Source organism: Bradyrhizobium sp. CCGB20, from assembly GCF_024199855.1.
Classification (GTDB): Bacteria; Pseudomonadota; Alphaproteobacteria; order Rhizobiales; family Xanthobacteraceae; genus Bradyrhizobium.
On sequence record NZ_JANADN010000001.1, the window covers coordinates 1859447 to 1879695 of the forward strand.

The following is a 20249-nucleotide window of genomic DNA, read 5'->3' on the forward strand; positions in this document are numbered from 1 at the left end:
CGACTCGGAGACACCAATGGCAATGACAATGAGTGGAGAGATCCAGCTCGCGGCCTCGAGAGAAGCCGTTTGGGCCAAATTGAATGACCCTGATGTATTGAAGGTTTGTATTCCCGGATGCGAAGAGTTGGAGAGGATCGACGATCAAGGGTTTCGTGCCGTCGCAAAAATGAAGGTGGGACCTGTCTCCGCGCGATTCAAAGGTAGGGTTACCCTGACCGACCTCGATCCGCCAAGGAGCTATAATATCGTTGGAGAGGGGGAGGGCGGTGTCGCAGGCTTCGCGAAAGGTGGCGCAAAGGTTGCTCTGCTTGAGCGGGATGATGGCACGCTGTTGACCTATCAGGTCGAGGCGCAAATCGGTGGAAAGCTTGCGCAATTGGGACAGCGGCTCGTCAACGGCACGGCCAAGAAACTCGCCGACGAGTTCTTCGCCAATTTCGCGCGAGCACTTTAGCTGGAGATTACCCAGCCGCTCCAACGTAGGCCGAGCAGCGACCTTTGCGCTCGGCATTCAGCCTTTTGCCGGTGCGCCGACGAGCATCAAGGGCTTCGAGGACGAGCGCACTTTATGTACGCGTCGTGTTCGAGCAGCTGCATTTGCTGCCTCGATCGCCATCCTAACTAGACACGAAGAAATTCGATCGCCCACGATGTCGTGCGTTCCGTGGTTTAAAAGCGCCGCTGTCTAAACAAGCGAGATCTGGCAGGCGAAGGGCCTCACCGCAGCAGTAAGGTCACCGCGAGCGGGACCAATAGCGACGTCACGAGCGCATTGAGGCCCATGGCGATTCCGGAAAACACGCCAGCCACCTCGTCGACCTGGAACGCGCGTGCTGTGCCGATGCCGTGCGCAGCGATGCCAACCGCGAAGCCGCGCGCGCGAAAATCAGTGATCGCTGCCCAATTCATTAGCGGCGTGACGATGATCGCGCCCATGATGCCGGTGAGCACGACGGACACCGCGGTAAACGACGGATCGGCGTGTAGGGATTCGCTGATCCCCATAGCGACACCGGCCGTCACTGATTTCGGCGCAAGCGACAGAATGACGGCATGCGGCAGGCCGAAAGCTTTGGCAAACAGAACGACGGACAGGATTGCCGAAATTGAGCCGACCACTAGCGAGATCATCATCGGCACGATCGCTGCGATCACCCGCTTTCGATTGTCGTAGAGCGGCACCGCGAGCGCCACCGTGGCTGGCCCGAGCAGGAAGTGAACGAACTGCGCGCCGGCAAAATAAGTGGTGTAGGAGGTGCCAGTAATGAGCAGGAATGCGCCGATAATCCAGATCGAATGAAGTACCGGATTCGCCAGAGGATGCCTGTGCGTCGCGAGCGAGAGGCTGTCAGCGACTGCATAGGTCGAGAGTGTCACGGTCAACCAAAGCAGTGGCGACTGCGAGAGATAGACCCACAGCGAGAATGAGGCTGCGTTCATGGCTCTGTTTGGCGTTTCGCGACAAGCCGGCTGATCGCGAGGAAAGTAGCGACCGTCGCGAGCAGAGTGACCACCACCGACGCCGACAGCGTTACTAAAATTGCGGCTCCATGCTCGATAATCAAGTCGAGTTTCTTCACGACGCCTACGCCAGCAGGAATGAACATGAGAGATAGATGAGCGAGCAGGCCGCGGCCCGTTCGCTCAACTGCATCGTTCCGCAATGGGCCATGGCTAAGGGCGATGAAGTGATCTCGAGTCAAGAGAAGCAGCAGCAGCAATGCCATGCCGAGCACCGGTCCTGGCATCGGCAGACCGAGCCCGCGCACAACTACTTCGCCGACCAATTGACAGAACAGAATCAGGCTTAGACCTGCGATCATGCGGGGCGCTCTTCGCGGGACGAATTGGCCTCAATGAAGCGTGCATGAGCTCTGTGCTCGCAAGACGAATGTGGGATCGATATGCGAAGATCCAGCCATCTCGCAGTGGACTTATTGGGCCGAAGCTTAACTTGAATCCACGTTGTCACAGGCGCTATGCCGCGGGAATCTTCAAGGACGACATGAAGTGCTCCATGTTGGCTTCCACGCTTTCCCGACTGAGCATGCCCGTCTGCTGATCTCGGATCATTGCATACATCTTTTCGTGTAGGCCAACGGCACGGTAGCGTCCGCTGACCTCCAGCGATTTGCGGATCCAGGGGGCAACCATGTTCAAAACGAAATCAGCGACCACCACGATGAGCTTGTTGCCCGCTGCAGCATAGACTGCGCGGTGGAAGTCAAGATCGGCTTCCAGCAATTTGTCGACCGGCGAATGGGGATCGTCGGAGAGAGCCTTAAGTCGGTCAATGCTCTCTCTCATGACCGCCAGATCTCGTTCGGTACGTCTTGTTGAGGCCAGCTCTGCGCAATTGCGGTCGAAGATGTATCGAAGCTCCATCAACATCTCGGGAGTGGAATCTTGAAGATAGAGCTGAAACATCATCAGCGGCATCACGGCGGTGCCTTCATCCTTCCGGATATAGTTGCCGTGCCCATGTCGAGTTTCGATCAGTCCCGAAACCGCAAGCGTCTTCATAGCCTCGCGGATAGGGGTGCGGCTGATGCCAAGCTTCTCTGCGAGCTCCTTCTCATTGGGCAACTTGTCGCCGGGATTTAGATTACCGTTGGCGATCTCGCCCGTGATGTAATTCAACGCGACTTCGACACGCGTGGGTAGTTTCTTGTTCTCAATTCGCTCCATCGGTCGCTCGCAGCTCTAATTTTTGGCCGTTGCGGGCATAGCGAACACATAAGGCACCGCGCGACCAGCCCAAACCAACGAACATCCACAAGGTAGGAGGTATGATCTCGGTTGACAACAGGTATAAGGTATGACCTCATATCTCGACAGGGCGCGATCGAAGACGCCTCTGGAGGAAACCGATGCATTTGTCGACCGGGTCAAATCCGGAAGGCCGCGACTATGTCGCCCTCGGGCCGCGAGACGAGCCGTTATTGGTGGCGCACGGAATCGCGAAGTCTTTCAATGGCGTTCCAGCGCTTCGCGATGGCCGGCTTGTCCTCAAGCGCGGAACCGTCCACGCGCTCTGTGGCGGTAACGGCGCCGGCAAGTCGACCTTCCTGAACATCGTGATGGGCTTGTTGCATCGCGACGAAGGCAGCATTCGCATCGACGGGGTGGCCGTTGATTTCAGGAGTGCCGCGGATGCTCTGCGCCATGGCGTGACCATTATCACTCAGGAACCGTCTCCAGTTCCCGAGATGACTGTGGCCGAGAACATCTACTTGGGGAGAGAGCCGAAGATCGGTGGCCTTGTGGTCGACTTCCCGAAGATGCGGCAGGCCGCAAGACGGATTCTGGATGACCTCGAGTTCGACGTTCCCGTCGGCGCCCGCATGCGAGACTTGAGCCTGGCCCAGATCCAGCTCGTCGAGATTGCGAAGGCGCTTAGCCACCGTGCGGACATTGTCATTATGGACGAGCCAACCTCGGCCATCGGCGAGCACGAGGTGCACATCCTCTTCAATGCGCTGAAGCGGATAAAGGCGCGTGGATCTGCGATTATCTACGTCTCGCACAAGTTGACCGAAATTTTCGAGATCGCGGACGAATACACGGTTTTCCGCGATGGCCGGTTCATCGAAAGCGGAGCAATTTCCTCGATCGACCGCAATCATCTCGTTACTCAGATCGTTGGGCACGAAATCAAGTCCGTCGAAAAGGGGAAACCGAACGAAGGCGCGCCAGTCCTGCTCGAGGTGCGCTCGTTGTCGCGCGGATCTCACTTCAAGAACATCTCTGTGACCGTCGCTGCAGGAGAAGTTCTGGGCATCTACGGTTTGCTTGGCTCGGGTCGGACTGAGTTCTTGGAAACGATCTATGGCATCCACGCGCCGGCCGCCGGCGATGTCTTCCTCGATGGGAAACGGGTCGATCCGGGCAGTCCCAAGAAGTGCATCCAACAAGGCATGGCCATGGTTCCGGAAGATCGGAAGGATACCGGGCTCGTTCTTTGTGCCTCCATTGCCCACAACATTGCCTTGTCATCGCTGGCGCTTCGCGCCGTCAGCGGATTTGTCCGCCGCAAGGCAGAGGCGGCTGCGACCGATCGGATGATGCGGTTACATCGGATCAAGGCGGCATCTCCAAACGTCGCCGTGGAGACGCTTAGCGGCGGAAACCAGCAGAAGGTGGTTTTCGCACGCTGTCTCCTGACCAATCCACGTCTGCTGATATGCGACGAGCCAACACGAGGAATCGACGAGGGTTCGAAGCAGGAGATCTACGCCTTTCTCCGCGAGTTCGCGGCCAAGGGCAATGGGGTGCTTGTGGTCTCATCCGAAGCGCCCGAAATCCTCCAAATCAGCGATCGAATTGCCGTGTTTCGGCAAGGACGGCTCGATCATGTCGTCGACGGGCACGAGACAACCCAGCAGATGCTGACAGATCTCGCCAGTTGAGCGGATCGAAGGGCCTTTCAAGAATTGGCGTGCGAATGCGGTCGAAGCGAGGAGTGGATATGGTGACCAACGTAATAAGCAACGTCGCGACGGGTGCCCGATCCAAAAGTATTGCTGCTGTAGGACCATACCTGAAGTCGTTCAGTATCGTCATCGTGTTCGTGGTGATTTCGGCGTTCTTCGCCGTGGCCAACGAATACTTCATGACATGGCTGAATTGGGTGAACCTGCTGCGACAATCCTCGATAAATGGCGTTTTGGCGATCGGGGTGACGTTCGTCATCCTGACAAAAGGCATCGACCTTTCGGTCGGCTCCGTGATGGCCCTTGCGGGTATGATCGCTGCCAGCCTTGTGACCTCGACCAACCAGCATTTCGTCCTCTGGGCGATTCTGGCGGGGTTGGGAACGGGGGCGGCGTTGGGCTTGGTGAACGGCGTCATCGTGACGACATTCAATGTTCCGCCCTTCGTCGCTACGCTCGGAATGCTGAGTATGGCTCGCGGCTTGACGCTCATCTTCTCCGAGGGGCGCCCTGTTCCCAACCTCTCGGAGTCATTTCGCTGGATCGGCGGTGGCAGCGTTGCGGGCGTTCCGGTACCAGTCTTGATCCTCTTTCTGGTGTTTGCCATCGGGTGGGTGGTGCTCTCTTACACAACCTTCGGACGCTATGTGTACGCCGTGGGTGGGAACGATAAGGCCGCTAGGACGAGCGGCATCTCGACCCAGAGCGTCATTGCATCCACCTACGTGATCTCAGGCCTTCTCGCCGGACTTGCCGGTCTGGTGCTCACGTCCCGCACCACTGCCGCACTTCCGCAAGCGGGCATTGGCTACGAACTCGACGCAATTGCAGCCGTGGTGATCGGCGGGACTAGTCTCGCAGGAGGGCGCGGTTCGTTAGTCGGGACGTTGTTCGGCGCACTTATCATTGGAACGATCAATAACGGCATGGATCTGATGGGCGTGTCTTCCTACTACCAGCAGCTTCTCAAGGGCGCGATCATTGTCGTTGCCGTGATGCTTGACCAATTTCGCAAGTGACAGCTGCGAAGACCATTACAGACGCGAGGGAACGGCTGTAACGCCCAGCTGGGCGGACTAGGTGACTGACCACATCAATCGGAGGAGACGATGAAGGTTACGCGTAGATCGACGATGGCGGGTTTCGCCGCTGCCGCAATTATTCTATCGACCAGTACGGCCTTTGCTCAAAGCAAGACTCGGATCGCCGCCCTATCGTTCGGAGAATCCGGCGAATACATGAAGGCCTGGTCCAGCGAGATTCAGAACCACCCGGCCGTTAAGGAGGGTTCTGTCGCAGTCACGATCTTTGACGGCAAATACGATCCGCTCGTCCAAGTGAATCAGATCGATACGGCTATCACGCAAAAATTTGATGCCATTATTATGTCGCCGTTCGATCTCCAGGCGTCGGCGCCCGCGATCGACAAAGCCGTCGCCGCTGGCATTCCAGTCATCGTATCGGCCCTGAAAACCGCGTCGAAGAAATACACCGCGTCGATTATCGTCAACGACACGGAAGGCGGACGCATTATCGGGGAACAACTTGGAAAGCTGCTTCCGAATGGTGGGAACGTGGTGCTGATGGAAGGCCCGATCGGTCAGTCGGCGCAGATCGAGCGCAAGGCTGGCATTGATGCCGGGTTGGCCACGTTCCCGAAGCTCAAGCTGATCGCCAGCAAGTCGGGTAACTGGAGCCGCGCCGAGGCGCAGGCGCTCATGGAGAATTGGTTGCTCGCGCATCCGGGGCAGATCAACGCCGTACTGGCCGAGAATGACGAGATGGCGCTAGGCGCGATCGAAGCCATGAGGAGTGCCAAGGTCGACTTCAAGTCCGTTCCGGTGCTTGCGATCGATGGCATTCCGGACGGAAAGCGTGCCGTTCAGAAAGGCGAAATGACCGTAACGCTCTACAAGTACGCCCGCGCTGAGGGACAGGGCGCCGTCGATCTCGCCCTGCGTGCCGTCAAGGGAGACAGCTACAAGCCCCGGTCCGAGATTTGGGACTCTTTGATGGAGTGGAAAGGCGGGACCCAGAAGGACTACGTCGTTCCCTGGCTTCTCTTGGATTCTTCGAACGTCGCAAAATACATGTGAGTCCATCGTGCGCACGCGGTGAGTAGCCGCGTGCGCACCAATGCTTAAACAGGGATATTTGGTATGGTGGCTCTGCAGAAGAGGGCGCTCCCGAACGGCAGTCTGACTTTGACCTCGCTTGGGCTCGGAACATCACCTTTAGGCGGATGTGGTGTTCCGGTTAGCTTCGAGACCTTCGAGGCGGTCATCCTGAAGGCCTACGAGCAGGGCGTACGCTATTTCGATGTTGCTCCGCTCTATGGCCTCGGGAAGTCGGAGCATTTTCTCGGCCATGTTCTTCGCGTTCACGGTCTTCGTCCAGATGTCGTGGTGAGTACCAAGGCGGGCCGGCTCCTGAAGCCAGCAAGCCGTTCAAAGCGCGCGGAAAGTCTCTATGGGATCAATTGGGTTGATCCGCTGCCCTTCGTCGACGAGTACGATTACAGCTACGACGGCATCATGCGGTCCTTCGAGGATAGTCAGCAGCGCCTTGGTCTCGACCACATCGACATTCTTTTCCTGCACGACGTGAGCGGAGTGTGGCACCAGGAGAAGTATCCCCTCTATCTAGGGCAACTCCGCGAGAGCGGATACCGGGCGTGCGACGAACTCCGTCGCTCGGGAGCGGTCAAGGCGATTGGTCTCGGTGTAAACGAGACGGCTTCAGTGCTCGAAGTGGCGGCCGAATTCGATCTCGACTGCTCGCTCGTGGCAGGGCGGTACACGCTCCTGAATCATGCTCCGTTGACTGACTTCTTCCCCGAGGCCCGACGTCGCGGCATCGGCATCATCGCCGGCGGCGTCTACAATTCGGGGATCCTGGCTGAGGGTAGTCAAGGTAACGCCCTAACGCGGACCTACGATTATCAGACGGCTCCCGATTCCATCGTGCGGCGCGTAAAAGCGCTGGAAGCTGTCTGCGAACGTCACAACGTCGTGCTCGCCCATGCGGCTTCCCAGTTTGTCTATGCGCATCCTGCCGTGACGTCGGTGGTTCAGGGCGCGCTCACGACGTCGCATGTGGAGCAGAACGTCGCCTTGATATCGGCGCCAATTCCTCAGGCGTTCTGGATGGACCTCCGGAGCAAAGGCCTGATTCCTGAAGAAGCCCCGCTCCCGGATCAGGGCTCCCTGGCCCTCTCCGGCTGAACTTCCAAGACAAGCAAGGAGAAGAGCGATGATTCCGCTTGAAAGACGAACTCTAGGCCGCGCTAAAGTGACCGTCACGTCCGCGGGGCTTGGGACGGTGCCTCTTTCCGGGTTCAATGTCGGAGTGCCCTATTCCGAATTCGAAGCTGTCGTTAAAGCAGCCTTCGATCTCGGGGTGCGCTACTTTGACTGCGCGCCGATGTATGGTCTTGGAAAGGCCGAGCATTTCCTCGGTCGCGCTCTCCGCGACCTCAGTATCCGAGATCAGGTCGTCGTGAGCACGAAGTGCGGCCGAGTGCTCAAGCCAGCCAGCCGGACACCGAAGCTTGACACAGTGTACGGCATCGAATGGGTTGATCCGTTCCCGTTTAGAGACACGTATGACTATACGTACAACGGGGTGATGCGCTCGTTCGAGGACAGTCAGCAGCGTTTGGGCCTCGACTATATCGATGTGCTGCTGGTCCACGACGTCGGGTGCGCATGGCATGGCGATCAAGCAGAATTTTACTGGAACCAGCTCCGCGAGAGCGGATACCGTGCCCTCGAGGAGCTGAAGAGCTCGGGTGCTATCGGTGCGGTAGGGTTAGGAGTAAATGAGACCGAATCCGTTGTTGGAGTAGCGCGCGAATTCCCGATTGACTGCGCGTTGATCGCAGGTCGATACACGCTTCTCAACCATGCACCACTCGATGGGCACTTCGACGAACTGCAGTCCCGGAATGTCTCGGTGATTGCGGGCGGCATCTACAATTCGGGCATCTTGGCCGCTGGATCGAAGGCGGCAGCCTCGACCTATGACTACCAGCGGGTACCCAGCGCTGTCCTGGAGCGCGTCCGTTCAATCGAGGAAGTTTGCGAACGACACGGTGTTGATTTGCCGACCGTCGCGACGCAGTTCGTGCAAGCGCACCCCGCCGTCGCCACCGTGGTTCAGGGCGCGAAGTCGACAAGTGAGGTTACCCAGAATGTCCGCGCTGTCTCGGCGCGGATACCCGCTTCTCTCTGGCAGGACTTGAGGGCCGTCAAACTGATCCCATCGAATGCTCCGGTTCCTGAAGGCGAGCAATCCTCGTGAGCGGGCTTGTGGTCGCACAGTTCCGTGCCGACGATCCCTTCGAAGGGATTGCACCGGGTTCAGCGGTCGCCGAATACGATCTCGTCATCGGGCCGGTCGTTCGCTATCTGCGCGACGTTGTGACTGACCGCTCTGTTCGTCTTCTTGCGAACCTCATCGGGGCGTCGCATCTGGAGGACGAAAGCAAGACTGCCGTCGGCGGTCCGGATCATGTGTACGATATTCTTGCCGTGGTTCGGGTACCGCTGCAGCGGCGGCACGAGTATCACCACGTGAAGCAGGCGGCGCATTTGCTGTTGTCGCAGCAGGCAGCCCCCTTGGCGCCGCATCAGCGTACGACCGAGGTGAGCTTGCTATCAAGGGCTTGGGGTCATCTGCGTCGGACGAGCCCGATCGGTTGCGGCGGTTTGATCGACCTGCGGCAGTGCTGCGGCCAACTTAAGCTTGGTGCAGACCTTCTGATGGGAGCCTCCGAATGACGAGATATGCCATCACTGTGCTCGAATACGCAGCGAGCCCCCAACATCCGACAAGTGGGGTGTTGTACGGCCGGCACAACAGCGGAAGCATGAACCTGCCGTTTGCCTATGTGCTCTTGCGCAGCAGCGACACGGTCGCCTTAGTTGACACCGGTTACGATCAATCGGATTTCGGAGGCGAGATCGCCAGTACCATCGGCGTCACCGGCTGGACTCCACCTTCTGAGGTCTTGGGATCTGTCGGCATTCGTCCCGATGATGTGCAGCATGTGTTCCTTACACACGCTCATTTCGACCACATGGGTGGGCTGGACTACTTCCCCAACGCCAAGTTCTACATCCAGAAGCGCGAGATCGAGAGTTGGATCTGGGCCATGTCCAAGGGACGTCGTTTTCGATCCCTTCTCGGCGGCATCAACCCTGCCGACATTTTGAAGCTGGTGGATCTCGGACTGAAGAATCGGCTGGTTGTGCTGGACGGTGCGTCGCACGGCATCCTGCCGAATATCGATCTTCTTCCCGCCTTCGACACGCACACTGCAGGTTCGCAGTATGTGGTGGTCCGCAACGGCGGAAGTATTGAGGACCGATGGGTCCTTACCGGAGACGTCGTCTACACGTACGAAAACCTGCACGGAGGCGATCGGGATGATCCATGCTTCGTGCCACCAGGACTTGCGACGGGAAGTCAGACCAATCTAATTCTCGCGGCGGAAGAGATGCTCGCCAGCGTCGGCGGCGACACATTGAGGCTCGTACCCGTCCACGAGGAAAAGCTCAAGGAGCACTTCCCGTCTCGGGTGAGCGATCGAGGACTCCGAATCACCGATATCGCGACACTTTGAAACAGTTCGGGGCAGGCAAGCCAGCGAGGTATCGCTCATGGATTACATACGTTTGGGGCGTTCGGGCCTCAAGATCTCGAGGGTTGTACTGGGTTGTATGAGCTACGGAGTAGGGGAGCGAGGGAATCATCCTTGGACCCTCGGTGAGAGCGACAGCCGGCCCTTCATACAGAAAGCCGTCGATTGCGGGATCAATTGCTTCGATACGGCGAACGTGTACTCGGACGGTACGAGCGAGGAGATCGTGGGCAAAACTCTCAAGGAGATGGTCCCGCGAGACGAAATCGTGATCGCCACGAAGGTTTACGGCCGCATGCGGCCGGGGCCAAACGGGAGCGGACTTTCGCGAAAGGCAATTCTTGCCGAAGCGGAAGCCAGTCTCCGGAGGCTCGGTACCGACTATATCGATCTGTACCAGATCCATTTCTGGGACAACGACACGCCAATCGATGAAACCCTTGAAGCCTTGAACGATCTCGTGCGGAGCGGGAAGGTCCGTTACATCGGTGCCAGCAACACCTACGCTTGGCAGTTCGCAAGAGCTCTCTATCGGGCCGACGCAAATTCTTGGGCGCGTTTCGTGTCGATGCAGTGTCACCTAAATCTGCTCTACAGAGAGGAGGAACGAGAGATGCTACCGCTCTGTCGCGACGAAGGCATTGGTGTGATCGCCTTTAGTCCGCTGGCTCGTGGGCGCCTTACCCGCCCCTGGACTGAGAAAAGCGCTCGCTCCGAGACCGATAATGTAACGTCGCAGTTTTACGGGCACGCCGAAGCGTCCGATCGGAGCATTGTCGACGTGGTTTCCGATATCGCGACAGAACGTCGAGTGGCACCAGCGCACGTAGCGCTGGCGTGGGTAGCCGGCAAAGACGGAGTAACGGCGCCGATCATAGGGGCGACGAAGACCCAGCACCTTGATGATGCAATTATCGCCCTGAGTCTGAAGCTAACGTCCGAAGAAGTCGCGAGACTGGAAGAGCATTACGTGCCTCACAGAGTGGTCGGCTTGAAGTGAGGAGACCAGAGTTCAGCATCCTAGAGGTTATATTGGGCCGAGCAGGTCAAGGCGAAGCGCGTCGGCGAGGATGTGTGCCGTCGACCGTTGAAGGCGAGATTGGCGACGGGTGTTCAGAGATGTCAGCCGAATATCGGCTCGTCATCGGACTGGAGCAGTGAGGCACTTCGCTCAAATCGCGCATGTGTCTCAGCCAGCTTAATTATTTCTGAACCCGCCTTCACATCTTTGATCTTCATGAAGGCCGCTACAAGACGAATCGATTCGTCGATACCTCTGTCGTGATCCTTGTTTCTCACGAGTTATCCAGGGCTGAGCGCCGTGCTGTGTCGGGAGTCGCGGCTTCGCAGAGCGGAAGAAAGCCAGTGTCAAAAAAAGGGCCGGGATCAGGAAGATCCCGGCCCAGTCTGGGAGAACTGATGGCGCAACGCCTCGCGTCGTCTGGCCGATTGACCGCCTGGCGCCATTTGCTCGCGATTCTTGAACCACTAAATTTCAAGGATTTCCCGAACATCATCTGGAGAAGCAATCTCTCGTCCGCAGCCCCTCGCGATCAGGCACGTTCGGCGAACGAGCTCCTCGTTCGTCAGGCAGTCGTATTCTCTATAGGGATAATCGCCGATTCCGGGAGCAATGTTACCACCGCGCCTTGCTACGCCTTCGCACAGGTTCAACAGATTCCCGCCAACGATGTTGGCGGTCCAACTATGACGGAACCCTTTCGGCAGGAAGGGCAAGAACGCGTCCAATCCTTCGATCGTTCCAGGATGGCCTGTGAGATACGGACCGTCGGTCATGTTGAGCAGGAAGTAACCGGGCTCAGCCACAAGTCCCATTTCCATGAAGGCTATCGCGCGTCGGACAAACCCGATCGACCAGCAAGTCATCTTCGGCTTTATGCCGGCCGATTTAAGAGAACGAAAATAGTGCTCAACGGCGGAAGTGCGGTTTTCATAGATGCGATCAGAATGTTCGAACACGCGCTTATCTTCGTCGAACACGTCGAGATTGGTGCTTCCGGTATCTATGGGAACGATATCGGGTTTGGTCTCTGGATTCTTGGCAAGTTCGAGAATGCAGTTTATGCGCGCGTTCGGATGCGTATCGTTGGCAAAGAAGCCGAGCGTTGGCAGTATCAGTAGATCGCATTTTTGCCGGACTTTGCGAATGATCTCGGCGTTCTTCTCGGCGGTGTGGAGGGGGGACCCATCGTCCGCGCGAGCGTGAAAATGCAGGATTGACGCTCCTGCCTCGCGACAGCGGGCGGCAGTCTCCGCTATCTCATCTGCGGTCCATGGTACGTGAGGATTCCCATCGCGCATCGCATATTCATTCACGCGGGCCTCAATGATCATCTTCTTCAGCATTTTAGGCGCCTATTGCGATCGACCACGCATGCTTCTGGTCTTGACTGAGTTTCCGCGAGGGTAAGGCGTCATTGTCAAATACCCAAACGAGTTTTGAAGCCCCACTTGTGAGGAAAGCTCACAGCCGTTAGAGTTCGGTCTTTAGGAGGGGTCCGATCGTGCGTCCCAGGCCGTCTCTCAATGCATTGCGTGCTTTCGAAGCAACCGCGAGGTTGCGGAGCATGACCGCGGCCTCGCTCGAACTGTCCGTGACCCATGGGGCGGTCAGCCGCCATATCCGGTCGCTCGAGGAATTACTGGGCGTCCCGCTGTTCGTGCGATCGTCCTCCTCGACAGACCCGACGCCCGAGGGGATCCGGCTGGCCGAGGGCCTGACAGCGGCCTTCAACCTGATAGATGCGAGCGTGGAGCAGGTGCTGCCTGGGCCGCTGACGGTTTCATGTTCAGCGACCATAATGATGTATTGGCTGATCCCCCGCCTCGCGGCATTTCATGAAGCTCATAGGAGTATCGAGCTCCAGTTCAACCTGAATTACGATCAAGTGGATTTCATCCGCGATAAGGTGAGTGTCGCCATTCGCTCCAGCACCATTACCCCGCCTCGTGACGTGGTCATCAAAGAGCTTGCGCGGGAGTGGATTTCGCCTGTTTGCGCGACGTCTTACGCGAAGTCTAACAGACTCCAGGACCCTAGCGATATTGCATGTTGCCGGCTGATGGGGACACGAACACGCCCGGAGGCTTGGTCAGATTGGCTTGACGAGATGCGGTTGCGGCAGGACGTCCGCATTCACGACTCTTACGACCATTTCTATCTTCTCATCCAGGCGGCGCTATGTGGGCTCGGCTTGGCGTTGGTTCCGACGATGTTCGTCCTTGACGAAATCAACAGTGGAAGACTGGTTGCGCCGTTCGGAAGCATCCCCGGCAAGCGTAGGCTGATGCTTTGGACAGCCCCTCATGTCGCATCTCGCCCAGAAAGCAAAGCCGTAGCCCGTTGGCTCACGAACGAAATGTCCGCTACAGTGGAGATTTGCGCAACGCTGGCACCTGTCAACGCCTAGTGACGCTTTCGCACCTGCGAAAGGCCCTTACCGCGGTTATGCTCGAGTAGACCAGGCTAGGCCGGTGTAACTTTTCCTCACATGTCGCTTCACTAATATCGTTTGCGGCCGAGGCTTACTCGGGGTCAAGATATCAACGTTCCTCATACGATCGACTTTTCGCCGTACGGATGAAGGACAAATTTTCGGAAGAAACGCAGCAAGTTTCGGCAGGGCGTCACAATGCGCAGCGATAGTCCGCGATCTGAGTTTACGGCCCGATATCTCGTCGAGACCGGCGATAGCCTGGAAAAGGCGGCGGAAGTCATCGCAGGAGAGCAGTCAAGCGGGACATTTCTCTCTTTGCCGGGCGAAACGGATGAACTGAAAAAGCGGTCGCGTGCACGAGTGCTTCGGATGACAGAGCTGCCATCTGTCGACACTCCGACCTTGCATAGTGCCTTCTATGAGCGGAGGCAGAGACCAAAGGCGTTTCGGCGCGGCGAAATCGAGATCGCGTTTCCGATCGATAACGTGGGCCGCAATATCCCGACATTCCTGGCGACCGTTGCGGGCAATCTGTTCGAACTCGGTGAGATCACGGGGCTACGGCTGCTGGACATCGGCCTTCCCGTCGACTACGCCGCCAGCTTTCCGGGGCCGAAGTTCGGCGTGGATGGTACCCGACGGTTGGCCGGCGTTTTTGATCGGCCGATGATCGGCACGATTTTGAAGCCAAGTATTGGCATGTCTCCATCCGAGACTGCCTCGTTGGTCGATAAGATCTGCGAAGCTGGGATCGATTTTCTCAAGGATGACGAGCTAATCGCAGATCCACCTTACGCGCCTTTCGAGGAGCGCCTGAAGGCGGTCTTTCCCGTGATCGAGAAGCATGCCGACCGGTTGGGCCGGAAGCCAATGTACGCGATCAATATCAGCGGTTCGATTGACGACATGCGACGTCGCCATGACCTCGTGCTTCGGGCCGGCGGAACGTGCATAATGGTGAGCGTCAATTGGTGCGGCTTCTCTGCGATTGAACATTTGCGAGCCTACACAGATCTTCCGATCCATGGTCATCGCAATGGGTGGGGCTTATTTACCCGCCAACCCTGGCTTGGCTTCGATTTCTTGGCATTTCAAAAGCTGTGGCGGCTGACGGGTGTCGATCATCTCCACGTAAATGGCCTAAGGAGCAAATTCTGGGAGCCGGATGACTCAGTCATCTCGTCCGCAAGCTCGTGTCTTGCGGCCTTTTCAGGCGTCAAACCGATGATGCCGGTCTTCTCTTCGGGGCAATGGGCGGGGCAAGCCGGAGACACATTCGAGCGTCTCGGCAGCGTAGACCTCATGCACCTCGCCGGCGGCGGCATCATGGGGCATCCTGGCGGTATCGCCGAGGGCGTCATGAGCTTGCGAGAGGCTTGGGAAGCGGCAGTCCAGGGTGTGCCCGTAGCCGAATACGCAAAGTCCCATCCGTCGCTTCAGCTCGCGCTTTCCAAGTTCGGGGGCGCGACGTGACGCAAGCTCGCTATCGGTTGGCATTCTACGGTGATGATTTCACGGGGGCGACGGATGCGCTTGAGGTCATAGCATTTGCTGGGCTCCGTGCTGCTCTCTTTCTCCGTCCTCCGAGCCCCGATGTTTTAAAGCATTTTGGGGACATCGACGTGGTCGGCCTTGCCGGGGTGAGCCGTAGCATGTCTCCAGCGGAGATGACCGAACATCTGGAGAAGGATCTACGGTACCTTGCATCGCTTCGCGCGCCAATCGTTCACTACAAGGTGTGCTCAACCTTTGACAGCTCGCCCGAGATTGGCAGCATCGGTCGAGTCATCAAAATCGCAAAGTCAATCTTCGGCGATACAGTTCCGATCGTTGGCGGCACACCTTCGCTTCAAAGATATTGCTTTTTTGGACACCTGTTTGCCCGGTCCGGAACCGATGGCACTGTCTATCGCATCGATCGGCATCCGGTCATGAGCGTTCACCCAGTGACGCCTATGAACGAAAGCGATCTGGCGGTTCACATTGCACAGCAGGCAACGCTCAGGATCGAGAAACTAACATCTCCGGTCCTCGACCAGGGCTTTGAAGCGGCCGCTCGGCGTTTCAATGATCTGGCGGAGGGGGGGGCGGACGCGATCCTGCTGGACTCCGCGAATGCGTCACAACTTACTCAGGTCGGGCGGCTCATCGCTGATTGGGCTGGGGTGAGCGGAAGCGCATTCGTGGTTGGGCCGTCGGGTGTGGAGTATGCACTGACGCAATGGTGGCGGGAGGCCGGTGTTATTCCGCCGCCGTCTAGCACCTACGGCAATCCAGCTGCGATCGATCAAGTACTCGCCGTGTCGGGCAGCGCCTCGCCTGTGACAGCGTTACAGATCGAGGCCGCCGTGCGGGCTGGATTTGCAGAGGTGCCGCTAGACGCTGCTGCTCTACTTGATGATTGCCAACATTCGGCGTCCGCCAGGCAAGTCGTCGGACGTACCGTCTCGCTGCTCAAAGAAGGGCGCAGTGTCATATTACACACAGCCCGCGGTCCTGGTGATCCTCGGATCGGAAAAATGATCGACATGCTCGTCAGCGGCGGCATGTCACGTGAGCTCGCCAAGCATGAAGGTGGCAGAAACCTTGGTCGGAAGATTGGTCAGCTCGTCAGCGACATCCTCGCGGAGGTACCCTTAAAAAGGTTGTTGTTGTCGGGGGGCGACACGTCGAGCCAGGTTGCGCAGCTTTTGGATATCGATGCGCTTGAAATTCAAGCTCGCGTAAGCCCTGGTGTCCCACTTTGCCGAGCAAGATCGATCCGCGGACGTCTCGACGGACTTCAGATTGCGTTCAAAGGTGGCCAACTAGGCGACGAAGAGTTCTTCAAGCGCGGATGGCTTGGTCAAGCCTAACAAAGACGAAATAGGGAGGATGCCATGAGTGTCCCAACACTGCCAGCAAGCGGCGTGGCCGTGCGCGATGGTGAGGTCGCCCCAACTTTGGGCGCGCCCTTGGAAGAAACGATGGAGACATCAAGCCATCACGGGCTACTCGCGATCATGGACTCTATCGATCGGCTGATCGGTCGCGGTCTTGATGTCTGCGTCATGCTTTTGCTCACTGCCGAAATCCTGTTGCTGTTCGCGGGAGTCTTGGCCCGATATGTGTTCCTCCGCCCCATCATATGGTCTGACGAGCTGGCCTCCATGCTCTTCCTTTGGCTGGTTATGCTCGGTTCGGCGATAGCGCTGCGACGAGGTGAACACATGCGGATGACGGCGCTATTTGCGTTCGTATCCCCCCGGATGCGTGCTCATCTCGACGCTTTCGCGTTGGCGGCATCGTTGGGGCTAGTCGTCCTGCTGTTTCCCGCAGCGCTCGACTACGCTCTCGAGGAAGCCATTGTCAGAACACCGGCCATGGACCTTTCGAACTCCTGGCGGGCTTCCGCCGTCCCTGTCGGTTTCGGCTTGATGGGCATTTTTGCGCTGTTTCGCCTAGTTCGTCTCGGTGACACAAGGCAAATCTTGTCTGCGTTGGCCATCATTGTACTCCTTGTCGCCGCGTTCTGGCTCCTTCAACCGCTCTTTCGTCCGCTTGGAAATGCAAATCTGATCATATTCTTTGTGATCGTGGTTGCAGGCGCGGTCCTCGCGGGCGTTCCGATAGCGTTTTCTTTCGGCCTCGCGACATTTGGCTATCTGATCCTCACCACCAGAACTCCGCCGCTCATCATCGTGGGGCGCATCGACGAGGGTGTGAGCCACTTGATCCTGCTTTCGGTGCCACTGTTCGTATTTCTCGGACAACTCATCGAAATGACAGGCATGGCGCGGGCTATGGTCGCCTTCCTCGCCAGCCTGTTAGGGCACGTACGAGGCGGCCTTCTGTATGTTCTCGTTGGAGCGATGTATCTCGTTTCCGGTATCTCGGGATCAAAGGCCGCGGATATGGCCGCGGTGGCACCGGTCTTGTTCCCGGAAATGAAGCGTAGAGGTGCGAACGAAGGCGACCTAGTCGCGCTGCTCGCCGCGACCGGTGCTCAGACCGAGACCATCCCCCCGAGCATCGTCCTCATCACGATCGGCTCGGTCACCGGCGTCTCTATTGCGGCTCTGTTCACCGGCGGCCTTCTACCTGGCGTTATTCTGGCGGTCACTCTCTGTTGCGTGATCGGGTGGAGATACCGCAACGAGGACCGCAGCCTCGCGCGCCGCGCGCCCGCAGCTGAGATCGGTAAGACGTTCCTTGTTGCCTTGCCGGCGATCGCATTGCCGTTCGTTATTCGATCCGCCGTGATCGAGGGTGTCGCGACGGCGACCGAAGTTTCGACCATCGGCATATTCTATTCGATCGTGGTCGGTGCTTTATTCTACAGACAATTCGACTGGCGCCGGATCAAGCCGATGCTGGTCGAGACCGCGAGCCTGTCCGGTGCCATTCTCTTCATCATCGGTACTGCTACGGCGATGGCTTGGAGTCTGACTCAGTCGGGCTTCTCCCGCTCTCTGGCTATCGCGATGAAGGCACTGCCGGGTGGGTCGATGAGCTTCATGGCTGTGTCCATCGTAGCTTTTGTTGTGCTTGGCAGCGTTCTTGAGGGCATCCCAGCCATCGTCCTCTTTGGGCCGCTGCTTTTCCCGATCGCCCAGGCGCTTGGTATCGATCTCGTTCACTATTCGATGGTCGTCATATTGGCGATGGGCGTCGGCTTGTTCGCACCACCTTTCGGCGTTGGGTACTACGCGGCCTGCGCGATCAGTCGCGTAAATCCTGATGCTGGAATGAAGCCCATAGTGGGTTACATAGCGGCGTTATTGATAGGACTCGCAATCGTAGCGTTGGTCCCATGGATTTCGACGGGATTTTTGTAACCGCCAAACCGCGCGATATTGCGAATTAAACGGAGGAAGCCATGAAAGATATTGTCAATCGCCGGACGTTGTTGAAGGGAGCAACTTCGGTGGCTTTGGCAGCTGGCATCGGACTGCCGATCAGGCGCGCCAGTGCTGCGGAGTTTCCGCTCAGATGGGGCTTTAACCTCGCTGAATCCCATCCGATCACCGCTCGCGCAAGGGAAGCAGCTCAGCGCGTGCTGTCCGAAACGAAGGGCAGAGTGGAAGTTAATGTATTTCCCAACAATCAACTCGGTGGCGACACAGATATGCTGTCGCAACTACGTGCCGGCGGGCTCGATCTGTTCCTCAACTCAGGGATTAACGTCCTGTCGACAATCGTTCCGTCTGCGTCAATCTACGGACTTGGGTTCATCTTTCCGGACTACGATGCTGTTTGGAAGGCGATGGACGGCGAACTTGGCGACGCTTTGCGCCTCAATATCGGAAAGGCGAACCTCGTCCCCATGGCCAAGATGTGGGACAACGGCTTTCGCAACATCACGACGAGCACGAAGCAGATCAATACTCCGGCCGATTTAAAGGGCATTAAGATCCGCGTGCCAGTGGGCGCACTTTGGACGTCGATGTTCCAAGCTTTCGGTGCGGCGCCAACGGCTATCAATTACAGCGAACTTTACTCGGCACTTCAGACCAAGATCGTCGACGGTCAGGAGAACTCGTTGGCGAACATCTTCACGGCCAACCTTTTCGAGGTTCAGAAGTACTGTGCTCTGACCGGTCACATGTGGGACGCTTTCTTCTGCGTGGCGAACAAGCGGAACTGGGAGGCCATTCCGAAGGATCTTCGGGACATCGTTGCCACCGCAATCAACGATGCGGCGCTGTCCGAGAGGAAGGATATGGCGACACTGGCGACGTCGCTTCGCGGTGATCTGAGCAAGAAGGGTCTCGTTTTCAACGAACCAGACGTCAACGCATTTCGTGACGCGCTTCGAACGGCCGGCTTTTACAAAGAATGGCGAGCCAAGTATGGCGAGGAACTGTGGACGATACTTGAGCGTACGACCGGCAAGCTGACCTGAACACGATTGCGGGAGTTATCGAGATGAGATTGAACAATAAGGTGGCGCTCGTCACCGGGGGAGCGCGCGGTATCGGCTTCGCGATCTCGAAGGCATTGGCGCGCGAGGGGGCTCGCATTGTGATCGCGGATCTCAACCTGGACGGCGCTAAAGCGGCGGCGGCGGCTCTCGAAAATGCCGATCGTGACCATTTTGGGCTAAAAGTCGACGTGGCCGATCAGCGGTCCGTGGGCGAATTGATAGACGGATTGACCAGCCGCTGTGGCGGATTGGACATTCTGATCAACAATGCCGGAATCGGTGGCAACACTCCGTTCCTCGACATAAAGCTTGAGGACTGGCAACGAATGATTTCGATCAACCTGACCGGTGCGTTCATTGTGGCTCAATCCGTGGCGCGCCAGATGGTTAAGCAAGGGCGCGGCGGCAAGATCATAAACATCGCGTCGCTCTCGGGTCAGCGCGGCGGGAACGGACGCGGCGCATATGGCGCGGCAAAGGCCGGGTTGGAGTTGCTGACAAAGGTCATGGCGGTCGAGCTTGCTCAGTACCGCATCAACGTCAACAACATTGCTCCAGGAGCTATTGAAACCGAGATGGCGAAGACCGCGCACGACCCGGCAACGCGTCGAGCGTATGAATATCTGATTCCGATGAGCCGCTACGGAACTCCGGAAGAGATCGCTGACGCAGCAGTCTTCCTGTCATCGGACGAGAGCAGGTATGTCCACGGCCACACGTTGAACGTCGACGGCGGCTTCCGTGAGGCTGGCCTGATGTTCGGGCCGGACAAGACGCCGCCCCGGTAGCGTGGTCCTTGTGGGGCC

General features: G+C 57.8%; 20 protein-coding genes. 15 read left to right on the plus strand and 5 right to left on the minus strand.

What is annotated here, in order from left to right; all coding sequences use genetic code 11:
* The first annotated feature begins 16 nt into the window (after positions 1 to 16).
* Positions 17 to 457, plus strand: coding sequence for a carbon monoxide dehydrogenase subunit G (locus NLM15_RS08510; protein WP_254116502.1), 441 nt, complete (start codon positions 17 to 19; stop codon positions 455 to 457).
* 263 nt (positions 458 to 720) lie between these two features.
* On the opposite strand, the gene NLM15_RS08515 is transcribed toward NLM15_RS08510, so the two are convergent.
* The 3 genes from NLM15_RS08515 to NLM15_RS08525 form a co-directional block, all read right to left on the minus strand.
* Positions 721 to 1443 (minus strand): LrgB family protein, encoded by a 723-nt coding sequence (locus NLM15_RS08515; RefSeq protein ID WP_254116503.1) that lies wholly within the window; start codon positions 1441 to 1443, stop codon positions 721 to 723.
* Positions 1440 to 1826 carry a CidA/LrgA family protein gene (locus tag NLM15_RS08520; RefSeq protein ID WP_254116504.1) on the minus strand — a complete coding sequence of 129 codons (387 nt, stop codon included), beginning with the start codon at positions 1824 to 1826 and terminating at the stop codon, positions 1440 to 1442. Before NLM15_RS08520 ends, NLM15_RS08515 begins: the two co-directional genes overlap by 4 nt.
* 154 nt (positions 1827 to 1980) lie before the next feature.
* Positions 1981 to 2691, minus strand: coding sequence for a FadR/GntR family transcriptional regulator (locus NLM15_RS08525; RefSeq protein ID WP_254116505.1), 711 nt, complete (start codon positions 2689 to 2691; stop codon positions 1981 to 1983).
* A 182-nt stretch (positions 2692 to 2873) separates the two neighbouring features.
* On the opposite strand from NLM15_RS08525, the gene NLM15_RS08530 reads away from it, so the two are divergent.
* The 8 genes from NLM15_RS08530 to NLM15_RS08565 all read left to right on the plus strand — a co-directional run bounded on the left by NLM15_RS08530 (position 2874) and on the right by NLM15_RS08565 (position 11080).
* On the plus strand, positions 2874 to 4412 hold the full coding sequence (locus NLM15_RS08530) for a sugar ABC transporter ATP-binding protein (protein ID WP_254116506.1): 1539 nt from the start codon (positions 2874 to 2876) through the stop codon (positions 4410 to 4412).
* A 59-nt stretch (positions 4413 to 4471) separates the two neighbouring features.
* Entirely contained in the window at positions 4472 to 5455 is a 984-nt protein-coding gene (locus NLM15_RS08535) for an ABC transporter permease (protein WP_254116507.1), read from the plus strand.
* Between the two features lie 90 nt (positions 5456 to 5545).
* Positions 5546 to 6532, plus strand: coding sequence for a substrate-binding domain-containing protein (locus NLM15_RS08540; protein WP_254116508.1), 987 nt, complete (start codon positions 5546 to 5548; stop codon positions 6530 to 6532).
* A gap of 63 nt (positions 6533 to 6595) precedes the next feature.
* Positions 6596 to 7660: an aldo/keto reductase gene (locus tag NLM15_RS08545; protein ID WP_254116509.1), complete on the plus strand. Its 1065-nt coding sequence runs from the start codon at positions 6596 to 6598 to the stop codon at positions 7658 to 7660.
* Positions 7661 to 7688: 28 nt separating this feature from the next.
* Positions 7689 to 8738, plus strand: coding sequence for an aldo/keto reductase (locus tag NLM15_RS08550; protein WP_254116510.1), 1050 nt, complete (start codon positions 7689 to 7691; stop codon positions 8736 to 8738).
* Positions 8735 to 9217 carry a hypothetical protein gene (locus tag NLM15_RS08555; RefSeq protein WP_254116511.1) on the plus strand — a complete coding sequence of 161 codons (483 nt, stop codon included), beginning with the start codon at positions 8735 to 8737 and terminating at the stop codon, positions 9215 to 9217. The genes NLM15_RS08550 and NLM15_RS08555 overlap by 4 nt, the downstream gene beginning before the upstream one ends.
* The gene (locus tag NLM15_RS08560; RefSeq protein WP_254116512.1) at positions 9214 to 10062 is read left to right on the plus strand and encodes an N-acyl homoserine lactonase family protein; all 849 of its coding nucleotides are present in this window, start codon (positions 9214 to 9216) and stop codon (positions 10060 to 10062) included. The genes NLM15_RS08555 and NLM15_RS08560 overlap by 4 nt, the downstream gene beginning before the upstream one ends.
* Before the next feature lie 37 nt (positions 10063 to 10099).
* Entirely contained in the window at positions 10100 to 11080 is a 981-nt protein-coding gene (locus NLM15_RS08565) for an aldo/keto reductase (RefSeq protein ID WP_254116513.1), read from the plus strand.
* A 122-nt stretch (positions 11081 to 11202) separates the two neighbouring features.
* On the opposite strand, the gene NLM15_RS08570 is transcribed toward NLM15_RS08565, so the two are convergent.
* Both NLM15_RS08570 and NLM15_RS08575 read right to left on the minus strand, forming a co-directional pair.
* The gene (locus NLM15_RS08570) at positions 11203 to 11379 is read right to left on the minus strand and encodes a hypothetical protein (protein ID WP_254116514.1); all 177 of its coding nucleotides are present in this window, start codon (positions 11377 to 11379) and stop codon (positions 11203 to 11205) included.
* A gap of 189 nt (positions 11380 to 11568) precedes the next feature.
* Positions 11569 to 12447, minus strand: coding sequence for a 3-keto-5-aminohexanoate cleavage protein (locus NLM15_RS08575; RefSeq protein ID WP_254116515.1), 879 nt, complete (start codon positions 12445 to 12447; stop codon positions 11569 to 11571).
* Between the two features lie 158 nt (positions 12448 to 12605).
* Between NLM15_RS08575 and NLM15_RS08580 the strand changes: the two genes are divergently transcribed.
* From NLM15_RS08580 to NLM15_RS08605, 6 genes are all read left to right on the plus strand, one after another.
* Positions 12606 to 13511 carry a LysR substrate-binding domain-containing protein gene (locus NLM15_RS08580; protein WP_309144923.1) on the plus strand — a complete coding sequence of 302 codons (906 nt, stop codon included), beginning with the start codon at positions 12606 to 12608 and terminating at the stop codon, positions 13509 to 13511.
* 222 nt (positions 13512 to 13733) lie between these two features.
* Positions 13734 to 15011: a ribulose-bisphosphate carboxylase large subunit family protein gene (locus NLM15_RS08585; RefSeq protein WP_254116517.1), complete on the plus strand. Its 1278-nt coding sequence runs from the start codon at positions 13734 to 13736 to the stop codon at positions 15009 to 15011.
* Entirely contained in the window at positions 15008 to 16393 is a 1386-nt protein-coding gene (locus tag NLM15_RS08590; RefSeq protein WP_254116518.1) for a four-carbon acid sugar kinase family protein, read from the plus strand. The genes NLM15_RS08585 and NLM15_RS08590 overlap by 4 nt, the downstream gene beginning before the upstream one ends.
* 111 nt (positions 16394 to 16504) lie before the next feature.
* Entirely contained in the window at positions 16505 to 18355 is a 1851-nt protein-coding gene (locus NLM15_RS08595) for a TRAP transporter large permease subunit (protein WP_254124186.1), read from the plus strand.
* Positions 18356 to 18396: 41 nt separating this feature from the next.
* On the plus strand, positions 18397 to 19422 hold the full coding sequence (locus NLM15_RS08600; RefSeq protein ID WP_254116519.1) for a TRAP transporter substrate-binding protein: 1026 nt from the start codon (positions 18397 to 18399) through the stop codon (positions 19420 to 19422).
* 23 nt (positions 19423 to 19445) lie between these two features.
* The gene (locus NLM15_RS08605) at positions 19446 to 20231 is read left to right on the plus strand and encodes an SDR family NAD(P)-dependent oxidoreductase (protein ID WP_254116520.1); all 786 of its coding nucleotides are present in this window, start codon (positions 19446 to 19448) and stop codon (positions 20229 to 20231) included.
* The last annotated feature ends 18 nt before the right edge of the window (positions 20232 to 20249 follow it).

Excerpts from the sequence above, each read along its gene's own strand:
- NLM15_RS08510 (WP_254116502.1), top strand. The coding sequence starts at position 17 with ATGGCAATGACAATGAGTGGAGAGATCCAGCTCGCGGCCTCGAGAGAA.
- NLM15_RS08515 (WP_254116503.1), bottom strand. The coding sequence starts at position 1,443 with ATGAACGCAGCCTCATTCTCGCTGTGGGTCTATCTCTCGCAGTCGCCA.
- NLM15_RS08520 (WP_254116504.1), bottom strand. The coding sequence starts at position 1,826 with ATGATCGCAGGTCTAAGCCTGATTCTGTTCTGTCAATTGGTCGGCGAA.
- NLM15_RS08525 (WP_254116505.1), bottom strand. The coding sequence starts at position 2,691 with ATGGAGCGAATTGAGAACAAGAAACTACCCACGCGTGTCGAAGTCGCG.
- NLM15_RS08530 (WP_254116506.1), top strand. The coding sequence starts at position 2,874 with ATGCATTTGTCGACCGGGTCAAATCCGGAAGGCCGCGACTATGTCGCC.
- NLM15_RS08535 (WP_254116507.1), top strand. The coding sequence starts at position 4,472 with ATGGTGACCAACGTAATAAGCAACGTCGCGACGGGTGCCCGATCCAAA.
- NLM15_RS08540 (WP_254116508.1), top strand. The coding sequence starts at position 5,546 with ATGAAGGTTACGCGTAGATCGACGATGGCGGGTTTCGCCGCTGCCGCA.
- NLM15_RS08545 (WP_254116509.1), top strand. The coding sequence starts at position 6,596 with ATGGTGGCTCTGCAGAAGAGGGCGCTCCCGAACGGCAGTCTGACTTTG.
- NLM15_RS08550 (WP_254116510.1), top strand. The coding sequence starts at position 7,689 with ATGATTCCGCTTGAAAGACGAACTCTAGGCCGCGCTAAAGTGACCGTC.
- NLM15_RS08560 (WP_254116512.1), top strand. The coding sequence starts at position 9,214 with ATGACGAGATATGCCATCACTGTGCTCGAATACGCAGCGAGCCCCCAA.
- NLM15_RS08565 (WP_254116513.1), top strand. The coding sequence starts at position 10,100 with ATGGATTACATACGTTTGGGGCGTTCGGGCCTCAAGATCTCGAGGGTT.
- NLM15_RS08575 (WP_254116515.1), bottom strand. The coding sequence starts at position 12,447 with ATGCTGAAGAAGATGATCATTGAGGCCCGCGTGAATGAATATGCGATG.
- NLM15_RS08585 (WP_254116517.1), top strand. The coding sequence starts at position 13,734 with ATGCGCAGCGATAGTCCGCGATCTGAGTTTACGGCCCGATATCTCGTC.
- NLM15_RS08595 (WP_254124186.1), top strand. The coding sequence starts at position 16,505 with ATGGAGACATCAAGCCATCACGGGCTACTCGCGATCATGGACTCTATC.
- NLM15_RS08600 (WP_254116519.1), top strand. The coding sequence starts at position 18,397 with ATGAAAGATATTGTCAATCGCCGGACGTTGTTGAAGGGAGCAACTTCG.
- NLM15_RS08605 (WP_254116520.1), top strand. The coding sequence starts at position 19,446 with ATGAGATTGAACAATAAGGTGGCGCTCGTCACCGGGGGAGCGCGCGGT.